The 21,604-nt window shown below is 63.5% G+C and carries 23 protein-coding genes and 1 tRNA gene; 12 read left to right on the top strand and 12 right to left on the bottom strand.

The annotated features are described in order from the left end of the window. Positions 1-198 precede the first annotated feature (198 nt). Together ACIP1G_RS22155 and ACIP1G_RS22150 are read left to right on the top strand one after the other, a co-directional pair. Positions 199-579 carry a hypothetical protein gene (locus ACIP1G_RS22155; protein ID WP_400740781.1) on the top strand — a complete coding sequence of 127 codons (381 nt, stop codon included), beginning with the start codon at positions 199-201 and terminating at the stop codon, positions 577-579. Between the two features lie 186 nt (positions 580-765). After that, entirely contained in the window at positions 766-2,898 is a 2,133-nt protein-coding gene (locus ACIP1G_RS22150; protein ID WP_400740780.1) for a TonB-dependent siderophore receptor, read from the top strand. 186 nt (positions 2,899-3,084) lie between these two features. Here ACIP1G_RS22150 and ACIP1G_RS22145 read toward each other — a convergent pair. After that, positions 3,085-3,174: transfer RNA gene (locus ACIP1G_RS22145), tRNA-Ser, on the bottom strand. A 199-nt stretch (positions 3,175-3,373) separates the two neighbouring features. Between ACIP1G_RS22145 and ACIP1G_RS22140 the strand changes: the two genes are divergently transcribed. The 3 genes from ACIP1G_RS22140 (at position 3,374) to ACIP1G_RS22130 (ending at position 5,999) form a co-directional block, all read left to right on the top strand. Next, positions 3,374-4,063: a crotonase/enoyl-CoA hydratase family protein gene (locus ACIP1G_RS22140; protein ID WP_400740778.1), complete on the top strand. Its 690-nt coding sequence runs from the start codon at positions 3,374-3,376 to the stop codon at positions 4,061-4,063. A 180-nt stretch (positions 4,064-4,243) separates the two neighbouring features. After that, on the top strand, positions 4,244-4,963 hold the full coding sequence (locus tag ACIP1G_RS22135) for a lysophospholipid acyltransferase family protein (protein WP_400740776.1): 720 nt from the start codon (positions 4,244-4,246) through the stop codon (positions 4,961-4,963). Between the two features lie 64 nt (positions 4,964-5,027). Then, entirely contained in the window at positions 5,028-5,999 is a 972-nt protein-coding gene (locus ACIP1G_RS22130; protein WP_400740774.1) for a magnesium and cobalt transport protein CorA, read from the top strand. Positions 6,000-6,115: 116 nt separating this feature from the next. On the opposite strand, the gene ACIP1G_RS22125 is transcribed toward ACIP1G_RS22130, so the two are convergent. Further along, positions 6,116-6,847, bottom strand: a complete 732-nt coding sequence (locus ACIP1G_RS22125; RefSeq protein ID WP_400740773.1) for an amidotransferase — start codon at positions 6,845-6,847, stop codon at positions 6,116-6,118. Between the two features lie 219 nt (positions 6,848-7,066). Here ACIP1G_RS22125 and ACIP1G_RS22120 point away from each other — a divergent pair, with 219 nt between their 5' ends. Next, positions 7,067-7,309, top strand: coding sequence for a hypothetical protein (locus ACIP1G_RS22120; protein WP_400740801.1), 243 nt, complete (start codon positions 7,067-7,069; stop codon positions 7,307-7,309). A 69-nt stretch (positions 7,310-7,378) separates the two neighbouring features. Further along, complete coding sequence (locus tag ACIP1G_RS22115; RefSeq protein WP_400740771.1) at positions 7,379-8,179, top strand: c-type cytochrome; 801 nt, start codon at positions 7,379-7,381, stop codon at positions 8,177-8,179. Between the two features lie 122 nt (positions 8,180-8,301). On the opposite strand, the gene ACIP1G_RS22110 is transcribed toward ACIP1G_RS22115, so the two are convergent. The 4 genes from ACIP1G_RS22110 to ACIP1G_RS22095 all read right to left on the bottom strand — a co-directional run bounded on the left by ACIP1G_RS22110 (position 8,302) and on the right by ACIP1G_RS22095 (position 11,716). Continuing rightward, entirely contained in the window at positions 8,302-8,634 is a 333-nt protein-coding gene (locus tag ACIP1G_RS22110; RefSeq protein ID WP_400740769.1) for a ribonuclease E inhibitor RraB, read from the bottom strand. A 176-nt stretch (positions 8,635-8,810) separates the two neighbouring features. Then, entirely contained in the window at positions 8,811-9,047 is a 237-nt protein-coding gene (locus tag ACIP1G_RS22105) for a hypothetical protein (RefSeq protein WP_400740768.1), read from the bottom strand. A gap of 178 nt (positions 9,048-9,225) precedes the next feature. Further along, positions 9,226-11,283: an LTA synthase family protein gene (locus ACIP1G_RS22100; protein WP_400740767.1), complete on the bottom strand. Its 2,058-nt coding sequence runs from the start codon at positions 11,281-11,283 to the stop codon at positions 9,226-9,228. Between the two features lie 241 nt (positions 11,284-11,524). Continuing rightward, complete coding sequence (locus tag ACIP1G_RS22095) at positions 11,525-11,716, bottom strand: PLDc N-terminal domain-containing protein (protein ID WP_400740765.1); 192 nt, start codon at positions 11,714-11,716, stop codon at positions 11,525-11,527. Between the two features lie 127 nt (positions 11,717-11,843). Between ACIP1G_RS22095 and ACIP1G_RS22090 the strand changes: the two genes are divergently transcribed. Beyond that, positions 11,844-12,782, top strand: coding sequence for a ZIP family metal transporter (locus ACIP1G_RS22090; RefSeq protein WP_400740764.1), 939 nt, complete (start codon positions 11,844-11,846; stop codon positions 12,780-12,782). A gap of 124 nt (positions 12,783-12,906) precedes the next feature. On the opposite strand, the gene ACIP1G_RS22085 is transcribed toward ACIP1G_RS22090, so the two are convergent. Together ACIP1G_RS22085 and ACIP1G_RS22080 are read right to left on the bottom strand one after the other, a co-directional pair. Then, a complete protein-coding gene (locus ACIP1G_RS22085) occupies positions 12,907-13,437 on the bottom strand; it encodes a hypothetical protein (protein WP_400740762.1) in 531 nt (176 codons plus the stop codon). Positions 13,438-13,497: 60 nt separating this feature from the next. Next, on the bottom strand, positions 13,498-14,022 hold the full coding sequence (locus ACIP1G_RS22080; protein ID WP_400740761.1) for an ankyrin repeat domain-containing protein: 525 nt from the start codon (positions 14,020-14,022) through the stop codon (positions 13,498-13,500). Positions 14,023-14,288: 266 nt separating this feature from the next. Here ACIP1G_RS22080 and ACIP1G_RS22075 point away from each other — a divergent pair, with 266 nt between their 5' ends. Beyond that, positions 14,289-14,561: a DUF3509 domain-containing protein gene (locus ACIP1G_RS22075; protein ID WP_346646575.1), complete on the top strand. Its 273-nt coding sequence runs from the start codon at positions 14,289-14,291 to the stop codon at positions 14,559-14,561. A gap of 138 nt (positions 14,562-14,699) precedes the next feature. Here ACIP1G_RS22075 and ACIP1G_RS22070 read toward each other — a convergent pair whose 3' ends face one another. The 3 genes from ACIP1G_RS22070 to aroC form a co-directional block, all read right to left on the bottom strand. Beyond that, the gene (locus tag ACIP1G_RS22070; protein WP_400740760.1) at positions 14,700-15,236 is read right to left on the bottom strand and encodes an oxidase; all 537 of its coding nucleotides are present in this window, start codon (positions 15,234-15,236) and stop codon (positions 14,700-14,702) included. Further along, the gene (locus tag ACIP1G_RS22065) at positions 15,236-16,390 is read right to left on the bottom strand and encodes an MFS transporter (RefSeq protein WP_400740758.1); all 1,155 of its coding nucleotides are present in this window, start codon (positions 16,388-16,390) and stop codon (positions 15,236-15,238) included. The genes ACIP1G_RS22070 and ACIP1G_RS22065 overlap by 1 nt, the downstream gene beginning before the upstream one ends. 131 nt (positions 16,391-16,521) lie before the next feature. Then, on the bottom strand, positions 16,522-17,613 hold the full coding sequence (gene aroC, locus ACIP1G_RS22060; protein ID WP_400740756.1) for a chorismate synthase: 1,092 nt from the start codon (positions 17,611-17,613) through the stop codon (positions 16,522-16,524). 236 nt (positions 17,614-17,849) lie between these two features. Between aroC and ACIP1G_RS22055 the strand changes: the two genes are divergently transcribed. Together ACIP1G_RS22055 and ACIP1G_RS22050 are read left to right on the top strand one after the other, a co-directional pair. Then, positions 17,850-18,812, top strand: coding sequence for an alpha/beta hydrolase (locus ACIP1G_RS22055; protein ID WP_400740799.1), 963 nt, complete (start codon positions 17,850-17,852; stop codon positions 18,810-18,812). A 186-nt stretch (positions 18,813-18,998) separates the two neighbouring features. Then, positions 18,999-19,781 carry a hypothetical protein gene (locus ACIP1G_RS22050; RefSeq protein ID WP_400740754.1) on the top strand — a complete coding sequence of 261 codons (783 nt, stop codon included), beginning with the start codon at positions 18,999-19,001 and terminating at the stop codon, positions 19,779-19,781. 124 nt (positions 19,782-19,905) lie between these two features. Here ACIP1G_RS22050 and prmB read toward each other — a convergent pair whose 3' ends face one another. Beyond that, positions 19,906-20,814, bottom strand: coding sequence for a 50S ribosomal protein L3 N(5)-glutamine methyltransferase (prmB, locus tag ACIP1G_RS22045; protein ID WP_400740753.1), 909 nt, complete (start codon positions 20,812-20,814; stop codon positions 19,906-19,908). Positions 20,815-20,994: 180 nt separating this feature from the next. Between prmB and ACIP1G_RS22040 the strand changes: the two genes are divergently transcribed. Next, positions 20,995-21,585: a cysteine hydrolase family protein gene (locus ACIP1G_RS22040; protein WP_400740752.1), complete on the top strand. Its 591-nt coding sequence runs from the start codon at positions 20,995-20,997 to the stop codon at positions 21,583-21,585. Positions 21,586-21,604 lie beyond the last annotated feature (19 nt).

The raw sequence follows: 21,604 nt of genomic DNA, 5'->3' as shown, positions 1-21,604 counted from the left end.
GGCGGCGAAGCTACAAATGTGGGGCCGCTGCGCGCCCCTTTCGCGACACAAGGCCGCTCCTACACGCCGACAGCGCCAGCCTGGGGCCTGAGGGCAACATTCCACCGCACTACCCTCCGTCGCATTGCCGTTGACTTGCCCGCCCGGGCAGCGCTCAGTAGGCGCTGCTCAACGCCCTTTCCCTGACAGGACGACTTTATGACAAGACTCACGGTGCAATCCGGCGATTTCTTGCAAGGTGAAGGTGAATATCGCAATGGATCGCTCACGCTCAAGACCCCGCGTAGCCCCTCGCCGGGCGAGCGAATTTCCCTGGCACGTATCAGCGACTTGCGGTTGGCCAGCCTGGAACCCAGCCGAAGCCTGGGCAGCGCCCTCGGCTGGGGCGTGGCCGGCGCCCTGGTGGCCGGGCCGGTAGGGCTGCTGGCCGGGCTGTGGCTGGGTGGCAAGGAGGAAGAAGCCACCTTTCTGGTTACCTTCAAGGATGGACGCAAGCTCATGGCCATTACCGATGGCAAGACCTGGTCGAAAATCGATGACAACTGGCGGCAGCACAAGCGGCCGGCCAATACAGACTGACTGAATATCGCTGGGTCCTGATCGTTTCATGTTGAAGGTGGCTGTTAAGATGCCGCCTTTTTCATGGCCTGTTCCGGCCTCTTCGCGGGTGAACCCGCTCCCACAGGGAAATCACAACCCTTTGTAGGAGCGGGTTTACCCGCGAAGAGGCCGGTGCAGGTGTAGCGCCCCCAGGAGCCCCACCGCATGCCCCCGCGTCACCCCCGCCTGCCCCTGAGCCTGCTCAGCCTGGGCCTGGCCCTGCATTGCCCCCATGTGCTTGCCGAAGACAGCGTGCTGCTGGCCCCACTGCAGGTGTCCGACACCTACGCCAACGATGGCTACCAGGCACGGCAGGCGGCCGTTGGTGGCTTCCTGCCCGCGCCCTTGCTCGACACCCCGGCCTCGATCAGTGTGTTCAGCCAGCAACTGCTGGAAGACCGCCAGGTACGCCTGCTCAGCGAGGTGCTGCAAAGCGACGCCTCGGTGGGCGAAAGCTATGCCCCCATCGGCTACTACGAAAACTTCAACGTGCGCGGCTTTGAGCTGAATGCCGCCAGCAGCTACCGCATCAACGGCCAGACCATCGCCGGCGAGCAGAACGTGGCCCTGGAGAACAAGCAGCAGGTGGAGCTGCTCAAGGGCCTGTCCGGCCTGCAAAGCGGCGTGTCAGAGCCCGGCGGGCTGGTCAACTACGTGACCAAGCGCGCCGAAGACGTGCGCAGCGTCACGGTATCGACCAACGAACAAGGCGAACGCTACCTGGCCACCGACCTGGGCGGCTGGTTCGGCAGCGAAAAGCAGTTTGGCCTGCGTGCCAACCTGGCCCATGAAGACATCCGCTCGTACGTCGACCACGCCGACGGCAAGCGCGACTTCGCCTCGCTGGCCTTCGACTGGCAGATCAACCCGGACGCGACCCTGCAGCTCGATGCCGAATACCAGCACCGCGAACAACGCTCGGTGCCGGGTTACCAGTTGCTCGGTGGCACTGAAGTGCCTCACGGCATCGACCCTGACGACCGCCTGGCCTACCAGCACTGGGCCAAGCCGGTGCAGAACGACTCGCTGAATTTGGGTGGGCGCTTCGAGTACCGCTTCAACGAGGCCTGGACCGGCACCTTGAGTGCCTCGCGCAGCAAGGTGGTGATTGATGACTACAGCGCGTTTGCCTGGGGTTCGAGTGAAGGCGCGTTCTTCGGCAGCAACGGCGACTACGACATCTACGACTTCCGCAGCCCCGACGACACCCGCCGCACCGATGAGGCGCAGGCCATGCTCAACGGGCGCTTCGATGCGCTGGGCGTGGGGCATGAACTGACTGTGGGCAGCAGTGCGCAGCGGCGCACCCTTGATCAGCGTCCGTACTACAACGAGTGGCTCGGTACCGGCAACATCTACACCGGCGCGCCAGCCTTCGAGCCATCCGACAAGCCGATTGGCGCCAGCGAGCGCCGGCTGGACAGCCGCCAGTACGGCCTGTTCGTCAGCGACCGCATCAGCTTCAACGAGCAGTGGCAGACCGTGCTGGGTGCTCGTGAAGTGCGCCTGGATGAAAAGACCTGGGACGAGAACGGCGTTGCCGGGCGGCATACCCGGCAATACGAGTTGCTGCCCAATGCTGCCCTTATCTACAAGCCGCAGCCGGATACCACGCTCTACGCCAGCTATGCCAAAGGCCTGTCTGCTGGCGGCACGGCACCCTGGTTTGCCAGCAATGCTGCCGAAATCCTCGCACCTACCACGTCCCACCAACTGGAACTGGGCCTCAAGCACGACTGGCAAGGCCTGAGCTTCAGCGCCGCGCTGTTCCAGATTCGCCAGGCCTACCAGTACGCCCGCCCGGACGGCGCCGGCAATTTCACCTACGTGCAACAAGGCCAGCAGAAGAACACCGGCCTGGAGCTGGGCGCCAGTGGCTGGGTGACCTCGAACCTGCAGCTGCAGGCCAGCGCCGCAGCCATTCGTGCGCGGGTGCAGAACAGCGGCACGGATGACTATGAAGGCCACCAGGCGATCAACGTGCCCAGGGTCCGGGCGGCCTTGCACGCGGAATACAGCCTGCCGGTGCCAGGCCTGGCGCTGCTGGGCGGGGCGCGGTATAGCGCCAGCAAGTATGCGAGCCAGGCGGGGAATGTGCAGGTTGGCGGGTATACGGTGTTCGATGTGGGTAGCCGCTACCGCACGCGCATTGGCGGGTATGACACGGTGCTGCGGTTGACGGTGGATAACGTGTTCGACAAACGTTATTGGCGGGATGTGGGGGATTACCTGGGGGACAACTACCTGTTCCAGGGGGCGCCGCGCACGGCTCGGCTGTCGGCTTCGGTCAGCTTTTGAGATTTTGGGGCCGCTCTGCGGCCCATCGCGACACAAGGCCGCTCCTACAGGGACCGCGCTCACCTGAAATCGACGCGATCCCCCTGTAGGAGCGGCCTTGCGTCGCGATGGGCTGCGCAGCAGCCCCAATGGCCCTGAAAACAAAAAGCCCCCGGGCTTTTCAGCGCGGGGGCTCTTCGTAGAATGTGGCGGTGAAGAAGGGATTTGAACCCTTGATACGATTTCTCGTATACACACTTTCCAGGCGTGCTCCTTCGACCACTCGGACACTTCACCGTTTTCTCTTCAAGCCTTGCAGCCTGTCGAGGTGCGCTAATTTAGTGAAACAGCTTCCCTTTGGCAAGCATTTTTTTCAATTTTTTCATGTATTTGCATTTGAGCCGCGTTGAACGCTGACCGACCAGTCAGCCTTGCTGCTTTACCTCGCCCTTGGCGCTGGGTAACGTCGTCGCCACGCCAACAAAAGGACTCTGCCATGAGCGAGCTGATTACCTACCACGCCGAAGACGGCATCGCCACCCTGACCCTGAACAACGGCAAGGTCAACGCCATCTCGCCGGATGTCATTACCGCCTTCAACGCCGCGCTCGACCGCGCCGTCGAAGAGCGTGCGGTGGTGATCATCACCGGGCAGCCGGGCATTCTGTCGGGCGGTTACGACCTGAAGGTGATGACCACCGGCCCGAAAGAGGCAATCAGCCTGGTCACCGCCGGCTCCACCCTCGCCCGCCGCCTGCTGGCCCACCCGTTCCCGGTGGTGGTCGCCTGCCCAGGCAATGCCGTGGCCAAGGGCGCTTTCCTGCTGCTGTCGGCCGACTACCGCATTGGCGTCGAAGGGCCGTACAAGGTATGCCTGAACGAAGTGCAGATCGGCATGACCATGCACCATGCCGGCATCGAGCTGGCCCGCGACCGCCTGCGCCGTTCGGCCTTCCACCGCTCGGTGATCAATGCCGAGGTGTTTGACCCGCAAGGTGCGGTGGATGCCGGTTTCCTCGACAAGGTAGTGCCGGCCGAGCAGTTGCAGGAAGCGGCACTGGCTGCGGCGCGGGAGTTGAAGAAGCTGAACATGCTGGCGCACAAGAATACCAAGCTGAAAGTGCGCAAAGGGTTGCTTGAGGCATTGGACAAGGCGATCGAGTTGGACCAGCAGCATATGGGTTGACCTTGCCGGCCTCTTCGCGGGTAAACCCGCTCCTACACAGGTTATGCATGCCCGTTGTAGGAGCGGGTTCATCGAGGCGTCGAACCGCCGCGAAAGGGCCGGAACAGACTCACACCAAGGTTTGCCCCAACCAGTGCACGCCCGTACACTGCCCGGCGTTTGTCTGGTGTGAGTCGTACCATGCTTTATTCATTGCGCATGCTCCTGCTGGCGCTGCATTTTCTCGCGGTTGGCGCCATGGGCCTGTTGATTGGCCTGTGCCGCCCCTTCAACCCCGACAACAGCCGAGTATTCGCCCACCTCTACAGCCTGCCGGCTACCTGGCTGATGCGCATCAAGGTCAAGGCCGAAGTCGGCCCACTGTGGGACCAGCCGCCCGGCTGTGTGATCGTCGCCAACCACCAGTCCAACTTCGACCTGTTCGTACTCGGCCAGGTGGTGCCACAACGCACGGTGGCCATCGGCAAGAAAAGCCTGCGCTGGGTCCCGCTGTTCGGCCAGCTGTTCTGGCTGGGCGGCAACGTGCTGATCGACCGCAACAACTCTTACCAGGCACGCAAGGCAATGCAGAAGACCACACGGGTGCTGCAGGACGACACCTCGATCTGGATTTTCCCCGAAGGCACGCGCAATGCCGGCGAGCATTTGCTGGCGTTCAAGAAAGGCGCGTTTCACATGGCCATCGAGGCCGGCGTGCCGATCGTGCCGGTGTGTGTCAGCCGCTATGCCCGGCGCCTGAGCCTGAACAGCTGGCGCCAGCGCACGGTGATCGTGCGCTCGCTGCCACCGATTGCCACCGCGGGCATGACCCTGCAGGACCTGCCGGCACTGATCGAGCAGTGCCGGGGGCAGATGCAGCAGTGCATTGACCGCATGGAAGGGGAATTGGCCCAAGGCTAGGTTGCTCTCCAGCCTGGTACAGCCCAAGCTGTAACCCGTGTTCAACCGGAATAAGCGGACAACCATGGGTCGAGTCGTGGCATCGGCGGTGTACAGCGCCGGCAGAAAGGTCACCAACATCAACATTGACGAAGGCAGTGAGTGGGCGCGCAAGCCGGGGCATTTCGTGTGGATCGGCCTGGAAGAGCCCAACGCCGAGGAACTGGCCAACCTGCAGCGCCAGTTCAACCTGCATGAACTGGCCATTGAAGATGCCCTGGAAAAGCACAGCCGGCCCAAGCTGGAAACCTTCGGCGACGCCCTGTTCATCGTTACCTACTCGCCGGTGCGCCACGAAGGCAAGCTGGAGTTCATCGAAACCCACATCTTCGCCGGCAACGGCTACATCATTACCTGCCGCAACGGCCACTCCAAGTCCTACGCTCTGGTTCGCCAACGCTGCGAGGCGCGGCCATTGCTGCTGGAGCACGGCGAAGACTTCGTGCTGTACGCCCTGCTCGACTTCGTCACCGAGAACTACCAGCCGGTCAGCGAGGCCATTCATGGCGAGATCGAAGAGCTGGAGCAAAGCGTGCTCGGCGGTTCGCTGCAGGAGGACGACATCCGCCGCCTGCACAGCCTGCGCCGCGACATCCTGCGCCTGCGCCGCTACGTGGCGCCGATGGTCGAGGTGAGCGAGGAACTGCAGCGCCTGAGCTTCCCGTTCATCGACAAGAACATGCGCCCGTATTTTCGTGACGTGCAGATCCACGTGACGCGGCAGATGGAGGACCTGGCCGGCATCCGCGACATCGCCAGCCAGACCATCGAGATCGGCATGCTGCTGGAGTCTTCACGGCAAAGCATCGTGCAGCGCAAGTTTGCGGCCTGGGCGGCGATCCTGGCGTTCCCCACGGCGATTGCCGGGATTTACGGGATGAACTTCCAGAACATGCCGGAGCTGGGCTGGCACTACGGGTATTTTGGGGTGCTGGGGGTGATTGTGCTGGGCTGTACGGGGTTGTTTGCCAGCTTCAAGAAGTCGGGTTGGCTTTGAGGGCCTCTTCGCGGGTAAACCCGCTCCCACAGGGTCACCACAATGCCGAACATTGCGGGTTACCTGTGTAGGAGCGGCCTTGTGTCGCGATCGGGCTGCGCAGCAGCCCCCGGCCATCACGCCGCGTCGTGCTTGCTCACCGATTGCTGGATAAACCGCAACATCCACTCCCCCACCAGGTCGCCCTGGTGCTCGCTGGCCAGGCTGGCCACGGCTTTGTGGTACACCTCGTCACCCAGGTATTCCTGGCGCGCATCCAGCAGCGCGCGGGAGTATTCGTGCACGAACTCCGGGTGGCCCTGGAAGCACAGCACCTGGTCACGAATGTGGTACGCCGCATTCGGGCAGAAGTCGCTGGAGGCGATCACCGTGGCGCCTTCCGGCAACTCGGTCACCTGGTCCTGGTGGCTGATCAGCAAGGTCAGTTCCGACACCTCCGGGTCCATCCATGGTGCATGGGCCGCCAACGAGTAACGGTGAATACCCACGCCCCAGCCCTTCTCGGCCCGCTCGGCCTTGCCGCCCAGGGTCAACGCCAGCAACTGGTGACCAAAACACACACCCAGCAGCTTCTCACCACGCTCGTAAAGCTTCAGCAGGTAGGCCTTGAGGGTCTGGATCCAGGGGTCGGTACCAAACGAATCGGCCTTGCTGCCCGTAACCAAGTAGGCGTCGAACACTTCATTGTCGGCGGGGTAGTCGCCGTGCATCACGTTATACACACAAAATTCGGCGGCAATCGGCTGACGCGAGAAGAGCTGCTCGAACATCCTGCCGTAGCCCTGGTACTGCGCGGTCAACTCCGGTCGCAGGACATCGGTTTCAAGGATGCAGATGCGTAACGACATAGGGATAGTCCTGAACGACATGGGTGGGAATCTGCTGTAGAGACTGACGCGAAAGGCACGTACAAGCAAGTAGGCTGCACTGACGAACGGTCACATTTCGTCGGGCCCTGGCCGGTACTTGCGCCACTGTCTAGCCAGCGCATGCCAGTGGGCTGGCACTTGGCCTCATAGCCAGACGAAATCAAGGAGCCAACCAGTTAGAACAAAGGATTCTCAAACATGGATGACGCAGCCCCTACTGTTGGTTGTATATCCACATACAAAGAGGCAAGCAGTTCAGGCGCAAGTAACGCCACTGCGATCGACCCGCAGCGCGACAAGGAAGCCAACGGGTATTCAGGAATAACAACAAGAAGGCGGTCAGCCATGTTCAGACAATCGAAAATTCGCCAAGCTGGGCTCATTCTCTTCGCCACGACTTTGCTGTTGATCTTGCCGAACCTTACACGTTTGTTCGGATGACGTCGGCGGCGGTGGCGCCACTCGGCAACGCACAGGTAATCTTCTGGCCTTGATGGTCGGAGATTGCCCATGCGCCACTGCCTTGCCCTGTTAGCGTTGCTGCTGAGCCTGCCGCTGTCGGCGGCGCAACTGCACCTTGAACTTGGCGCCACCGCGCGCCAGTGGAGCAGTGCCGAACTGCTCGGCCACCCGCAGGCCCAAGACATCAGCATCAACCAGGACGTTTCCTACAAGCGCCCCATGCACTACCGGGCGGTGCCATTGGCCACGCTGCTGGAGGGCGTGAGCGCCAGCGACCACCTGCAAGCGGTGGCGCTGGATGGCTTTGCCGCCGAAATGCCTGCTGCGCCACTGTTGCAGCAAGGGCCGGCACGGGCCTGGCTGGCCGTGGAAGATCCAGGCAAGCCGTGGCCGCCACTGGGCCAGGGCAAGCCGAGCGCGGGGCCGTTCTACCTGGTGTGGACGGCGCCGCAGGCCAGCGGCATTCGCCCGGAGCAATGGCCGTTCCAGATTTCCAGTATTCGCAAGCTGGCCGCGGTGGAGCAGCGTTTTCCGGCGTTGTTGCCCGACCCTAAGTTGCCGGCCGATAGCCCGGTGCGCCAGGGCTTTGCCTTGTTCCAGCAGAACTGCCTGGCCTGCCACCGGCTGAACGGTGCGGGGGATGCGCAGGTGGGGCCGGACTTGAATGTGCCGCATAACCCGACCGAGTATTTCCAGCCGGCTTATTTGCGCAAGTTGATTCGGGACCCGCAGAGTGTGCGGCAGTGGCCGCAGGCGAAGATGCCGGGGTTTGCGGAGAGTGTGTTGAGTGAGCGGGAGCTGGATGCATTGTTGGCATATCTGGGGCATATGGCCAAGCGTAGGCCTTGAGGGCCTCTTCGCGGGTAAACCCGCTCCCACAGGGATATCACAGGCCTGGAAGGCGGTGATACACCTGTAGGAGCGGGTTTATCGAGGCGTCGAACCGCCGCGAAGAAGGCAACACAAAACTTTCAGGCTATGGGCCGCTCCTGCTTGACCCCCCACCCTTCCACCTCACCACCATAAGGTGTCACCAACTGCTCAAAGGCCTCTTCGAAGTCGCCAATCCCGCCATAGGTGGCATACATGACCTTGCTCAGCTCCAGGTGCCAGGCACCGTCGCCCAGTTCCTTCACCTGGGCATTCAGTGATTCCCCGCGAAACTGCCCAGCCGCGCGGCGGGCCCCTGCTTCGTCGGGGAATACGGCGTAGAACTCGATGGGGTGGATCTGGGTGAAGTCGAAACCGCCTGCTTTCATCTGGCGCAGGACGTTGCTGCTGATATCGTCGTTCTGGCTGCTCATGAATCGTCCTCCTGAATAATGCAATGGATAGACTTTCCGTGCACTACGCACCTGCCGGCAACCGCCGGGCAGTTCGAGCTGATGCAAGACGCGAATTGAAGCGGCGCCAGCCCGCAGAATAGGCTGACACCTTCACCCAGCGTAGTGCCTGGCAAGGCACCACGCAAACGTGTGGTTCAGGGCGTTTCCTGGATGCTGGTGATGGTCACGCCGCTCTGCTCCTTGAGCCAGCGTGCGGTGGGGGAAATGCTGCGGTCCTGGAAGTCGTTGAGGTCCAGCTCGTCCATCACCGGGAACAGGTGCGAACGGATGGCCCGCGCGGCGTCTTCCTCGCTGGGGCACTGGTCGCCGTGCAGCTTCAGGGTAGTGAGCACGCCTTTCTGGTCGGCAAAGATGACTTCCCACTCTTTCATTGAACGAACCCTCTGAGTCAAGGAACACAGGGTGTGTGATGCCTGAATAACTGACCGTGGGGTGGGGAGAATGTTCAGTCTGTGCCGCCCTCTTCGCGGGTAAACCCGCTCCTACAGGGGTATCACAACCCGTTGTAGGAGCGGGTTTACCCGCGAAGGGCCGCAAAGCGGCCCCGATTTATTTCGGAACGCCGTGCACGACACCAGCGGTGTTATCCAGCAGGCTCTTGGTCGCCGTCTGGATATACGCTTCCAGCTTCTTGAGCATTTCCGGCTGGTCCGGGCTTTCGATCAGCTCGGCCTTGAACTCGCTGCCCAGCTGGTAGCGGTACATGCGCGGGGTCATGTCCTTGGACTCGATCAGGATGCGGTCGCCCTGCACCAGGCCGACGATCTGCTCGCTGCCCGATGGCTTGATCATGCCCACGCCCTGGTCGCCCTCAGGCAGGTTGAGCAGGTCGCGGCCCCAGCACTGGTGACGGGTCTGGCCACCCAGGCGGCCCATGATGGTCGGCACGATGTCGACCTGGGTGCCCACGGTGTGGTTGACCGCACCAAACTTCTCCTGAATGCCCGGGGCAATCAGCAGCAGCGGCACGCTAAAGCGGCCCAGGTCCAGCTCGGTAACCTGCTGCTGGTTGCCAAAACCATGGTCGCCGACGATGACGAACAGGGTGTCCTTGAAGTACGGCTCTTTACGCGCCTTCTCGAAGAACTGGCCCAGCGCCCAGTCCGAATAACGCATGGCAGTCAGGTGCTCGTCCAGGCGGCCCTGGCCGGTCACCGGCTCGACCGGCAGGTCTTTCGGCAGCGCATACGGGGTGTGGTTGGACAGGGTCTGCAGCAGCGCGTAGATCGGCTTCTTGCCATCGTGCTTGGCCAGTTCCACGTTGCCACGGTCGAACATGTCCTGGTCGGACACGCCCCAGGTCGGGTCGGAGAACACCGGGTCGACGAAGTCGTTACGGCCGATGAAGGTGGTCATGCCCTGGTTGCCGAAGAAACCAGACTGGTTGTCCCAGGCAAAGTCGCCGTTGTAGACGTACACGTCGTCGTAATCGCGGGCGCTGAGCAAGGCCGGCAGGCCAGACAGCTTGTGGCCGCCTTCCGGGGTCTGCATCAGGTATTCGAAGCCTGGCAGGTTGGGGAAGCAAGCCATGGTGGCGAACATGCCCTGGTGGGTATGGGTGCCGTTGGAGAAGAAGCGGTCGAACAGCAGGCCTTCTTTGGCCAGCTTGTCGAAGTACGGGGTGATGTTGTTGGGGCTGCCCAGCGCGCCCACCGAGTGGCCGGCGAAGCTTTCCATCAGGATCACCACCACGTTCTTGATCGGCAGGGTGCGCTCGGCCGGCGGCACGAAGTCGCGGCGGATGGCAGCCTCGTCGGCATCGACCAGGGTGTCGTTCGGGGTAAGCAGCTGCTTGCGCACGGTTTCGGTGGCAACGTCCTGCGCCAGCACCGGCTTCCAGATGTTGGCGCGGTCCTCGCCGAAACGGCTCTTGGCGGCGTCGATCAGGGTCAGGGTACCGTTCAGGCCCAGCTGGTTGACGAAGTTGGAGTCGGTGGTGAAGGCATCACCCCAGCGCATCGGCGGGCCCTGGCGCAGGGTGCCACGGGCGGCGACCACGGCCACCAGCAGAATCACCATGAACACTGCCAGGCGGTTGTACCACGGCGCCACGCGTTGCTCGCCGGTGCCACGGGTAATGCGGTCGATACCCTTGAACAGCAGGCTCAGCAGCCAGGTGCCGAAGGCCCAGGCCAGCAGGTAGCGCACCACCGGGAAGCCATACCAAAGCATGCTCAGTACGGTTTTCGGGTCTTCCTTGATGTACTGGAACACCAGGCCATTGAGGCGCTGGTGGAACTCGCGGTAGAAGTCCATCTCCATCAGGCCGAGGAACATCACGACGCTGGAAGCGAGGGTCAGCCAGAAGCGGAACACGCCACGCCGGGCCATGGCCCAGGGGCTGAGCATGGCCAGCAGCAGCGGGATGCTGAGGTACACCACCACCCGCAGGTCGAAGCGCAAGCCGTTGAAGAAGCCTTCAGCGACGGTCGAATAGGGCGTATCGCCGATCATGTCGCTGTTGTAGACCAACAGCGCCAGGCGCACGAGGCTGAGCATCAGCATGATCACCAGGCCGCTGAGCAGCGTGTAGGCCAGGTGGGATTTCAGGGTCGGCGAGAACGATGCTCGCGCGCCCCCTTGCTTCAAGGCGTCCGTGTTAGCCATGAATGGGAAGGTCCTAGGATTGCGGGTTTGCGGAGATGGCGGTGGCGCTAGACCAACGCAGCATTGTGCGGGTGCGGATTCTGTTTAACCCAATGTGAAAATTTTGTCACGGCTGTGTTGCCGGTTTTGTCTGTGCTGGCCTCTTCGCGGGTAAACCCGCTCCCACAGGGACCGCACCGCCCTCAAATTCTGTGCAGTACCTGTGGGAGCGGGTTTACCCGCGAAGAGGCCGGTACAGGCTTCAGATGCGCACATTCCCGCGCGGCCCGGCAATCGCCCAGATCACCAGCCCCACCACCGGCAGCAAGGCGATCAGCAAGATCCACAACACCTTGATGCCCACCTCGCTGCCGCTCTTGAGCACATTGACGATGGCCCAGATATCCAGCGCCAGAATGATCAGCCCGACCAGGCTGTTGAATGTCGACCCCATGCCTAAACTCCCGTCCCAAGGCTTTGCTGCACAGCATAGCCAGCTATCGCCCCCATAGAAGGGAATCCTTGGCGGTTGCCGCAGGTCCCTGAGTAGACTGCTTGCATCCACCGGTTTCGAGGTTCACATGCCCCCCGCCCATAGCCAAAGCGCCGCCCCACCCTCGCTGCTGAACGCCTGGCGCCAGCAAGTCGTGAATACCCCCTGGCTCAGTGCCGGCCTGGGGCTGAGCCTGCTGGCAGTGATTGTGCTGCTGGCCGCCAGCCTGTGGAACGCGGTGCATGGCGACCATGCCGACAACCTGCACCTGGCCATGCTGGGCGGGCTGTCGGGCTTCGGCGCCACCGCCTTGGGTGCGGTGCTGGCGGTGGTACTGCGCGATGTCAGCGCGCGTACCCAGGATGTGATGCTGGGCTTTGCCGCCGGGATGATGCTGGCCGCCAGTTCGTTTTCGCTGATTCTGCCGGGCCTGGATGCCGCCCGCGAAATCACTGGCAACGGCCCGGCCGCGGCCTTTACCGTGGTGTTGGGCATGGGCCTGGGCGTGCTGTTGATGCTCGGCCTGGACCGTTTTACCCCGCATGAACACGAAAGCACCGGGCCGTGCGGGCCGCAAGCCGAACGCATCAGCCGGGTGTGGTTGTTCGTGCTGGCGATTACCCTGCATAACCTGCCTGAGGGCATGGCCATTGGCGTGAGCTTTGCCAATGGCGACATGAACATCGGCCTGCCGTTGACCAGCGCCATTGCCATCCAGGACATCCCGGAAGGGCTGGCCGTGGCGCTGGCCTTGCGCGCCACTGGGCTGTCGAGCCTGAAGGCCGCGCTGGTGGCGATCGGGTCGGGGCTGATGGAGCCGCTGGGGGCGGTGATCGGCCTGGGGATTTCCACCGGCTTTGCCCTGGCCTACCCGATCAGCATGGGGCTGGCGGCAGGGGCGATGATCTTTGTGGTCAGCCACGAGGTGATACCCGAAACCCACCGCAATGGGCATCAGACAGCGGCGACACTGGGGTTGATGGGTGGGTTTGCGGTGATGATGTTCCTTGATACCGCGCTGGGCTGAGGCTTTGGGTTACCTATGCCGGCCTCTTCGCGGGTAAACCCGCTCCCACAGGGATATCACAAGGCCTGAAGACAGTGGCGTTCCTGTGGGAGCGGGTTCACCCGCGAAGAAGCAACCGCTGAAATCAGATGTGCACAGCGACCTTCAGGGCTTCGAGGGCCGGCTCAACCTTGATCCCCACCTCTGCCCCCAGCTCCAGCACCCGCGCCAGGTCGTTCTGCCCCACCATCACCATCTGCAGCTCGTCATCCAGCAACTGGCTGAAATTCAGCAGCACATAGCCACCGGCCTCTTTGTTCAGCGCACCCATCTGCACCTGGATGCGGTTGAGCGCGGTCAGCGGCTCGGTGCGGGCCAGTTGCTTGGGCTTGAGGGTAAACGGCACGCTGTTGTCGAACGAATCGCTGATCTGCTGGAACAGGTCCTGGTAGCTGTCGGCCTGAAACACCACGGTGTCCGGCAGGCTGCCCAGCACCACCCATTCGCCCAGCGGGATGGGGAAGCTGTCGTCGTAGTTGATGTCGGGGTTGGCGGCCAGGAAGGCGGCCGGGTCGGCGTAGGCCTGGGCGGCTTCGCCTGCGATGCGCTCGATGTCTGCCTCGCGCATGCAGCCAGCGCCAATGAGGCTGATGAATTCGAGCAACTGAGTTTTCATGAAAGGGGGCCTGCGACGGGTGAAAAGTCGCCAAGGATAGCCGCAAATGCCCCCTGACGGTTAGCCGGCCAGCGCTTGCAGGCGTGCCACCACGTCCACCGCGCCCATGGTTTGCGCCGCCATCAGCGCCGTGGCGCCGCGGGCATCCTGGCGCGCCGGGTCGGCGCCCTGGGCCAGCAGGTAGTCGACGATTGCGCTGCGGTTGAACATGGCCGCCAGCATCAGCGCGGTGCGGCCGTCCTGCGCGGCGGCGTCCACCGGCACACCGTGCGCCAGCAGCAACTGGATCATGGCCAGGTCACCCTTGAACGCGGCACCGGCGATGGGCAATTGGCCGTTGTCGTTGGCGATCAATGGGTCGGCGCCCTGCTGCAGCAGCACGCGCACTGCGTCGTGCTGGCCATGGTAGCTGGCCAGCATCAGCAGGGTGTCACCCTTGTGGTTGCGCAGGTTGGCCGGCAGGCCGCTGGCAAGCAGGCGCCCGAGCATGTCGGCATCACCCTGGCGGGCACATTCGAATACCTGCTCGGCGAATGCGGCGGTTTCGTCGTCGGTCATGGTGGCGGGCGCGGTTTGGCTGGACATCGGGAACCTCCTGGCATAAATGATTGCCCAAGTTTTTGTCAGGCACGCCATTGCGGTCAAAGGTTCAGATTCTATGGGGCCGATAGGCAAAGCCCGTACCGTGCAAATTGCACTGTGCAAAATGCACGACCATGCAACCTGCACGGCACCGCTTGCGCAAATACCGCTTAATCGCCTGTATTTACTGGGCTTTTTCCAAATCCTCTTTCTGGCACGGTCGCTGCAACCATCAACTCACGTCTGCCCCCCAACAGCCAGGAGTTGATATGGACCTCATCCAGCAAAAGTTCGTCTCGGTATTTTCGGCCTACCAGGTGAATACCCAAGCCCGCCCCGACGGTGGTGTGCTGCTGACCCTGCGTGCGGCTGATGGCAAGGTCACCCGCCGGGTGCTGACCTACGGGCAACTGCACAGTGCCGAGCAGCTGTCCTGGGCGATCAGCGCCATCCGCCGGGACCTGGCCGAGCAGGCCAGTGAGTTGCCGGTGATTTCCATGCTGCAGAGCCAGCAGCGGTTTGCCTTGCCGACTTACCGCTAAGTATTGTGTTGGCTGGTCTGGCCTCTTCGCGGGTAAACCCGCTCCTACATTGAATGCGCGATGCCTGAGGGCGGCGCAACCTTTGTAGGAGCGGGTTCATCGAGGCGTCGAACCGCCGCGAAGAGGCCGGCAAAGCCATTACAACTCGTCGATCCCCAGGAATGCCCGCGCAGTCTCATCCCCGGTCAACCGCGCCTGCACGCCCTCCTCACTGCCATACAAGCGCAACGCCAGGCAGAACGGTGTATCACCCAGCTCCACCCAACGCCGGGTCCCGGCCGGCACCAGCAACTGGTCGCCCTTTTCGCACAGCACCGAATACACCCAATCCCCCAAACGCAACCCAACCTGGGCACGCCCGCTGACCACCGCAAACACCTCATCGGCGTCATGCACATGCTCATCGCGCACATCGACCTGCGCCGGGTCTTCACCGTCGCGGTTGAGTAGCACAAAAGCCTTGCTGCCATGCGCGGTCATCAACTGGTCCAGGTACTCACGGCAGGCGCCCAGCACCTCGTCCGGCGCGGTACCCGGGCGCACCCGCAAGCCATGCTCGGCATGCACAAAGCGCACGCCCTGCTCGGCCAGGGTGGCGGCGATGTCGTCGTGGTGGGTCAGCAGCTTGTTCGGCAGCGCCGGGCTGGCGGGGTGGAAAACGCTGAGAATGCTCATCAGGGGCGGGTCCTGGTCGGTTGCGAACAAAAGGCAATGATAACGGCTGCGGCCAAGGCTGCGGCACTGGCCATACCAAAGGTGAAGGCGGGCCCCAGCAGTTTCCAGCTGTAGCCCGAGTACAACGCCCCCAGCGCACCGCCGGTACCCGACAGCGCCGCATACAGCGCCTGGCCCTGACCTTGCTGGCGGGCGCCGAAGCTGGCCTGGACAAAGGCGATACTGGCGGCGTGGAAGCAGCCGAACGTGGCGGCGTGCAGCAACTGGGCAAAGATCAGTACCGCCGGCTCCTGGGCCAGGTTGCCCAGCAGCAGCCAGCGTAACGTCGCCAGCAGAAAGCTGGCCAGCAATACGCGCTGCACGCTGAAGCGGGCGAACAGGCGGCTCATGACCATGAACATCAGCACCTCGGCCACCACCCCCAGTGCCCACAGCAGGCCGATGGCACCACGGCTGTAGCCCAGATGCTCAAGGTGCAGGGTAAGGAAGGTGTAGTACGGCCCGTGGCTGAGCTGCATCAACGCCACACAGGCGTAGAACGCGATCACTCCAGGGGCACGCAGCTGCTGCAAGAAGCCGCCCGCGCCGCTGCGCTCGCCCTGCTCCACCGGCTGGGCATTGGGCACCCACAGGCTGGCGGCGACGATGCCGGCCATGATCGTGACCAGCGCTACCGGGTAGATGTCCAGGCTTAGCCATTCGAACAGCCGGCCCAGGCCAACCACGGTGAGGATGAAGCCGATCGAGCCCCACAGGCGCACCTGGCTGTAGCGCGCGGTTTGCCCGTGCAGGTGGGCCAGGGTAATGACCTCGAACTGCGGCAGCACCGCATGCCAGAAGAACGCGTGCAGGGCCATCACCAGCGCCAGCCAGGCATAGCTTTTGCCGAAGAAGATCAGCGAAAAGGTAGCCAGGGTGCACAGCGCGCCAAGGCGCACGATCAGCAGGCGCTGGCCGGTGCGGTCGCCCAGCCAGCCCCACAGGTTGGGGGCGATGCAACGCATAAGCATGGGGATGGCCACCAGTTCGCCGATGCGCGCCGGGGAGAAGCCCAGGTGGTCGAAGTACAGCGCCAGGAACGGGGCGGTGGAACCGAGCAGGGCGAAGTAGAACAGGTAGAAGCTGGACAGGCGCCAGTAGGGGATGGGTTGCATGGGGTGGCCTTGTGGTGCCTGTGCCGGCCTATTCGCGGGTAAACCCGCTCCTACAGGGATATCACAGGCCCCGAGGGCAGCGGGATACCTGTAGGAGCGGGTTTACCCGCGAATAGGCCGGTGCAGGTGAATCAGAGCTGGCCCAGCACCGGGGTATTCACATGCACATCGGCATTCTGCGCACGGTGGCGCAGCAGGTGGTCCATCAGCGCAATGGCCATCATCGCCTCGGCGATCGGCGTGGCGCGGATGCCCACGCACGGGTCGTGGCGGCCCTTGGTGATGACATCCACCGGGTTGCCGTCGATGTCGATCGAGCGGCCCGGGGTGGTGATGCTGGAGGTTGGCTTCAGCGCCAGGTGGGCAACGATCGGCTGGCCCGAGGAAATACCGCCGAGGATGCCGCCGGCATTGTTGCTGAGGAAGCCTTCCGGGGTCAGCTCGTCACGGTGTTCGGTGCCGCGCTGGGCCACGCTGGCGAAGCCCGCGCCGATTTCCACGCCCTTGACCGCGTTGATGCTCATCAGCGCGTGGGCAAGCTCGGCGTCCAGGCGGTCGAAGATCGGCTCGCCCAGGCCAGGCATCACGCCCTCGGCGACCACGGTGATCTTGGCGCCTACCGAGTCCTGGTCACGGCGCAGCTGGTCCATGTAGGCCTCCAGCTCTGGCACTTTGCTGGGGTCGGGGCTGAAGAAGGCGTTCTGCTCCACCGACTCCCAGGTCTTGAACGGGATTTCGATCGGGCCCAGCTGGCTCATGTAGCCACGCACGGTAATGCCCTGGGTGGCCAGGTACTTCTTGGCGATGGCACCGGCGGCCACGCGCATGGCGGTTTCGCGGGCCGAGCTGCGGCCACCGCCGCGGTAGTCGCGGATGCCGTACTTGTGGTGGTAGGTGTAGTCGGCGTGGGCCGGGCGGAACAGGTCCTTGATGGCCGAGTAGTCCTTGGACTTCTGGTCGGTGTTGCGGATCAGCAGGCCGATCGAGCAGCCGGTGGTACGGCCTTCAAACACGCCGGAAAGGATTTCCACCTCATCGGCTTCCTGGCGCTGGGTGGTGTGCCGGCTGGTGCCGGGCTTGCGCCGGTCGAGGTCGTGCTGCAGGTCGGCGAGGGAAATTTCCAGGCCTGGTGGGCACCCATCGACAATGGCGACCAACGCCGGGCCATGGCTTTCGCCAGCGGTGGTGACAGTGAACAGCTTGCCGTAGGTATTGCCGGACATGGACGCTCCGCGAGATCTGCCTGAAGTGGACGAAAGGGGCAGTATACAGATGGTTTGATCGCCTGTGCTGGCCTCTTCGCGGGTAAACCCGCTCCTACAGGGATCGCACAAGCCCGCGGATTGTGGTGACCTTGTAGGAGCGGGTTTACCCGCGAAGAGGCCGAACCTGCCGAGCACACCCCGAGAACCTTCCCGCAAACATTGGGTCAAACCCACATCTCCCCATGTAGTACCGCCTGATGCCGCGCCTAGTCGCCCTGTTCTTCCTGCTGTGCACCGGCCTGGCCCAGGCCGCCGCCCCCACCGTGCTGCAACGCCCGATCGACCTGGACACCGGCCAGGGCGTGCTGCACGGCAGCCTGTTGCTGCCGCAACAAGCCACCCCGCCTCCGGTGGTGCTGATCATCGCCGGCTCCGGCCCCACCGACCGCGATGGCAACAACCCGGCCTCGGGCAGGGTCGACAACCTCAAGCGCCTGGCCCTGCTGCTGGCCAACGAGCACATCGCCAGCGTGCGCTACGACAAGCGCGGGGTGGCCGCCAGCCAGCCGGCCACGCCCGACGAACGTGACCTCAGCGTGGAGCGCTACGTGGCCGATGTGGTCGCCTGGAGCCGCAAGCTCAAGGCCGACCCGCGGTTTGGCCCACTGATCCTGATCGGCCACAGCGAAGGCGCCCTGATCGCCAGCCTGGCCGCCGAACAAGCCGGTGCCAGCGCGGTGATTACCCTGGCCGGCAGCGGCCGGCCGCTGGCCGACGTGCTGCGCGAGCAACTGGCCCAGCGCCTGCCGCCTGCGCAAATGGCCGGTAGCAGCGCCCTGCTCGACCGCCTGCAGGCCGGGCAGACCAGCCTGGAGATACCGGCGCCGCTACGCCAGGTGTTCCGCCCCAGTGTGCAGCCGTACCTGATTACGCTGTTCCAGCAAAACCCGGCTGCCGCCTTTGCCCGCCTGCCCATGCCCGCGCTGATCGTGCAGGGGCGCAACGACGTGCAGGTGGGCGTAGTCGACGCCGAACGGCTGAAAGCCGCCAAGCCGGATGCGCAACTGGTGCTGATCGACGGCATGAACCACATGCTGCGCATCAGCCCCAAGGCCATGAGCCAGCAGCGCGACAGCTACCTCAACCCCGAGCTGCCGTTGGCGCGCGAGCTGGGTGAGCGAATTGTGACGTTCATCCAGCATTTACCGGCGGTCTGACCCTCAGGTCTTGGCCGGGACGGCCGATAAGAGGGGTAACGGTGAGATTGGGGCCGCTGCGCGGCCCATCGCGACACAAGGCCGCTCCTACAGGGGATCGCGTTTTCTGTAGGAGCGGCCTTGTGTCGCGAAAGGGGCACGCAGTGCCCCCTCTTGCAGCCGGCACGCACTTGAGGACAAGCCCTGATGACCACCGCCCCCGCCGCCGTAGAGCCGGCCGAAGAACCCCATGAACACCCTGCCCTGCCCTGGGCCGACTTGGGTGCAGAACACTTCCAGCTTTTGCGCCTGGCTGCCCTGCCCACCGACCGCAGCACCGGCGCGCGGCCGCTGCGCTTTGTGCAGTTCGGCTATGCCGAGCGCCACGACAAGGCCCACAGCCTGCTGCACATGGAAATCCAGCTGCCTGGGCAGAAGGTGCACAAAGAGCAGAACCGCCTGGATATCCGTGTCGACCATGCCCAGCGCCTGGTACGCATTGGCAACGAACACGGCTTGCAACTGGAGCCGGTGAACCGTGGCATCGGCCGCTTCATGCTGGCCCAGGCGGCGCAGTGGCTGCAGCGCCACTGGTCGCACTACCGGGTCGAGGGCATGGCGCTGCCGAACAAGGATGCCCTGAACGAGGACTCACGCCTGCGCCGTGACCACTGCTTGCGCGGGGTGGGGATTGAAGTGCAGTACGAGGACAGCCAGCACCTGAAGGGCCGTGCCGTGGAAATGACCGTGGGCCAGCTGAAAGCAGCCTGGAGCAACGAGCGCTTGCAGCGGGTGGATATCCTGGATGCCGCCAACCTGTTGCAGCAGGCGGACCAGCAATTGCTGGAAAAGGAAGGGCAACTGCGCGAGCGTGATGAGCGAGTGGCCAAGTACCAGCGCGAAGACGGCGGGTTGCGTTTTACCATCACCTGCCTGGTGGCGTTTGCGGTGTTTCAGGCGGGGTTGCTGATCTGGATTGCTACCCGGTGAGACCGCGTCGCCTGCTTCGCGGGTAAACCCGCTCCTACAAGGGACCGCGCATCGCAAGGACGGCGCGTACGTTGTGTAGGAGCGGGTTCACCCGCGAATGGGCTGCAAAGCAGCCCCAAATGGCTCAGACGCGGGCCTTGAACAGTTCCTGATGCTGGCGGCACTGCTCAGCCGTGAGCATGAACACGCCATGCCCGCCACGTTCGAATTCCAGCCAGGCAAAGTCCACCTCGGGGTACAGCGCCTCGACATGCACCTGGCTGTTACCCACTTCGACAATCAGCAAGCCCTTGTCGGTCAGGTGGTCCGCCGCCTCGGCCAGCATGCGCCGCACCAGGTCCAGGCCGTCATTGCCACAGGCCAGGCCCAGCTCGGGTTCGTGGTGGTACTCGGCCGGCATGTCGTCGAAGTCTTCGGCATCGACGTACGGCGGGTTGGACAGGATCAGGTCAAAACGCTGCCCCGGCAAACCAGCAAAGCCGTCGCCCTGCACGGTGAACACGCGGGTGTCCAGGCCATGGCGCTCGATGTTCTGGTTGGCCACTTCAAGGGCATCGAACGACAGGTCGGCCAGCACCACCTCGGCCTCGGGGAACACGTCGGCGGCGACAATGCCGATGCAGCCGGAACCTGTGCACAGGTCGAGGATGCGCGCCGGCGCGCTGGCCAGCCACGGCTCGAAGCGTTTTTCGATCAACTCGCCAATGGGCGAACGCGGCACCAGCACGCGCTCGTCGACAATGAACGACATGCCGCAGAACCAGGCCTCGCCCAGCAGGTAGGCGGCCGGCACGCGCTCTTCGATGCGGCGTTTCAGCAGGTGCTGCAGGTGTACCCGCTCGTTGTCCTCGAGCATGCAGTCCAGGTAGCTGTCGGCCACCTCCCATGGCAGGTGCACGGCGCCCAGCACCAGCAGGCGGGCCTCGTCCCAGGCGTTGTCGGCACCGTGGCCGAAGAACAGGTCGTGCTCGTGGAAGCGGCTGACCGCCCAGCGGATGTAGTCGCGCAGCGTGCGCAGACGGGATGTGATCACGGGGTACTCCTAATTCAGACCGGACAAAAGTCTAACAGCCCAACCCGCAGTTTTGTTCGTTTGGGTTACCCAATGGCTAGCCACACGCCAGTAACCATGCCGCTTGCATTGTCAACCATTCCCATTGGCGCCAATGCAAGGGACAATAGGTGTACAAAAGCCCTATCCAAGGAGCCCTTGATGTCCGTTCCAACCACGATGTTCCGCCTCACTGGCCGCGACTACCCGCCGGCCAAGCTGAGCCACGCCAGCCTGATCATCATCGATGCGCAAAAGGAGTACCTCAGCGGGCCCCTGCAGCTGTCGGGCATGGACGAGGCTGTGGCCAACATCGCCAGGTTGCTCGACGCCGCGCGCAAGAGCGGCCGTCCGATCATCCATGTTCGCCACCTGGGCACCGTCGGTGGCCGTTTCGACCCACAGGGGCCAGCTGGCCAGTTCATTCCGGGGCTGGAGCCTCTGGAAGGCGAAATCGTCATTGAAAAGCGCATGCCCAATGCATTCAAGAACACCCAATTGCACGAGACGCTGCAGGCGCTGGGCCACCTGGACCTGATCGTCTGCGGTTTCATGAGCCATTCCAGCGTCAGCACCACCGTACGCCGCGCCAAGGACTATGGTTACCGGTGCACCCTGGTGGAAGACGCCTCGGCGACCCGCGACCTGGCATTCAAGGATGGGGTGATCCCGGCCGCGCAGATTCACCAAAGTGAAATGGCCGTGATGGCCGACAACTTCGCCTGTGTAGCACCCACCGCCAGCCTGATCTGAGCGGCTTAGCACGACCGCC

It is taken from the genome of Pseudomonas sp. NPDC089392, from assembly GCF_044749595.1.
Taxonomy (GTDB): domain Bacteria; phylum Pseudomonadota; class Gammaproteobacteria; order Pseudomonadales; family Pseudomonadaceae; genus Aquipseudomonas.
The sequence above is the reverse complement of the archived record's forward strand: the minus strand, read 5'-3'. Positions and strand labels throughout refer to the sequence as shown.

What these genes read in the sequence shown, in the direction of transcription:
- ACIP1G_RS22155 (WP_400740781.1), top strand. Translation starts at nt 199, where the DNA reads ATGACAAGACTCACGGTGCAATCCGGCGATTTCTTGCAAGGTGAAGGT.
- ACIP1G_RS22150 (WP_400740780.1), top strand. Translation starts at nt 766, where the DNA reads ATGCCCCCGCGTCACCCCCGCCTGCCCCTGAGCCTGCTCAGCCTGGGC.
- ACIP1G_RS22140 (WP_400740778.1), top strand. Translation starts at nt 3,374, where the DNA reads ATGAGCGAGCTGATTACCTACCACGCCGAAGACGGCATCGCCACCCTG.
- ACIP1G_RS22135 (WP_400740776.1), top strand. Translation starts at nt 4,244, where the DNA reads ATGCTTTATTCATTGCGCATGCTCCTGCTGGCGCTGCATTTTCTCGCG.
- ACIP1G_RS22130 (WP_400740774.1), top strand. Translation starts at nt 5,028, where the DNA reads ATGGGTCGAGTCGTGGCATCGGCGGTGTACAGCGCCGGCAGAAAGGTC.
- ACIP1G_RS22125 (WP_400740773.1), bottom strand. Translation starts at nt 6,847, where the DNA reads ATGTCGTTACGCATCTGCATCCTTGAAACCGATGTCCTGCGACCGGAG.
- ACIP1G_RS22120 (WP_400740801.1), top strand. Translation starts at nt 7,067, where the DNA reads ATGGATGACGCAGCCCCTACTGTTGGTTGTATATCCACATACAAAGAG.
- ACIP1G_RS22115 (WP_400740771.1), top strand. Translation starts at nt 7,379, where the DNA reads ATGCGCCACTGCCTTGCCCTGTTAGCGTTGCTGCTGAGCCTGCCGCTG.
- ACIP1G_RS22110 (WP_400740769.1), bottom strand. Translation starts at nt 8,634, where the DNA reads ATGAGCAGCCAGAACGACGATATCAGCAGCAACGTCCTGCGCCAGATG.
- ACIP1G_RS22105 (WP_400740768.1), bottom strand. Translation starts at nt 9,047, where the DNA reads ATGAAAGAGTGGGAAGTCATCTTTGCCGACCAGAAAGGCGTGCTCACT.
- ACIP1G_RS22100 (WP_400740767.1), bottom strand. Translation starts at nt 11,283, where the DNA reads ATGGCTAACACGGACGCCTTGAAGCAAGGGGGCGCGCGAGCATCGTTC.
- ACIP1G_RS22095 (WP_400740765.1), bottom strand. Translation starts at nt 11,716, where the DNA reads ATGGGGTCGACATTCAACAGCCTGGTCGGGCTGATCATTCTGGCGCTG.
- ACIP1G_RS22090 (WP_400740764.1), top strand. Translation starts at nt 11,844, where the DNA reads ATGCCCCCCGCCCATAGCCAAAGCGCCGCCCCACCCTCGCTGCTGAAC.
- ACIP1G_RS22085 (WP_400740762.1), bottom strand. Translation starts at nt 13,437, where the DNA reads ATGAAAACTCAGTTGCTCGAATTCATCAGCCTCATTGGCGCTGGCTGC.
- ACIP1G_RS22080 (WP_400740761.1), bottom strand. Translation starts at nt 14,022, where the DNA reads ATGTCCAGCCAAACCGCGCCCGCCACCATGACCGACGACGAAACCGCC.
- ACIP1G_RS22075 (WP_346646575.1), top strand. Translation starts at nt 14,289, where the DNA reads ATGGACCTCATCCAGCAAAAGTTCGTCTCGGTATTTTCGGCCTACCAG.
- ACIP1G_RS22070 (WP_400740760.1), bottom strand. Translation starts at nt 15,236, where the DNA reads ATGAGCATTCTCAGCGTTTTCCACCCCGCCAGCCCGGCGCTGCCGAAC.
- ACIP1G_RS22065 (WP_400740758.1), bottom strand. Translation starts at nt 16,390, where the DNA reads ATGCAACCCATCCCCTACTGGCGCCTGTCCAGCTTCTACCTGTTCTAC.
- aroC (WP_400740756.1), bottom strand. Translation starts at nt 17,613, where the DNA reads ATGTCCGGCAATACCTACGGCAAGCTGTTCACTGTCACCACCGCTGGC.
- ACIP1G_RS22050 (WP_400740754.1), top strand. Translation starts at nt 18,999, where the DNA reads ATGACCACCGCCCCCGCCGCCGTAGAGCCGGCCGAAGAACCCCATGAA.
- ACIP1G_RS22040 (WP_400740752.1), top strand. Translation starts at nt 20,995, where the DNA reads ATGTCCGTTCCAACCACGATGTTCCGCCTCACTGGCCGCGACTACCCG.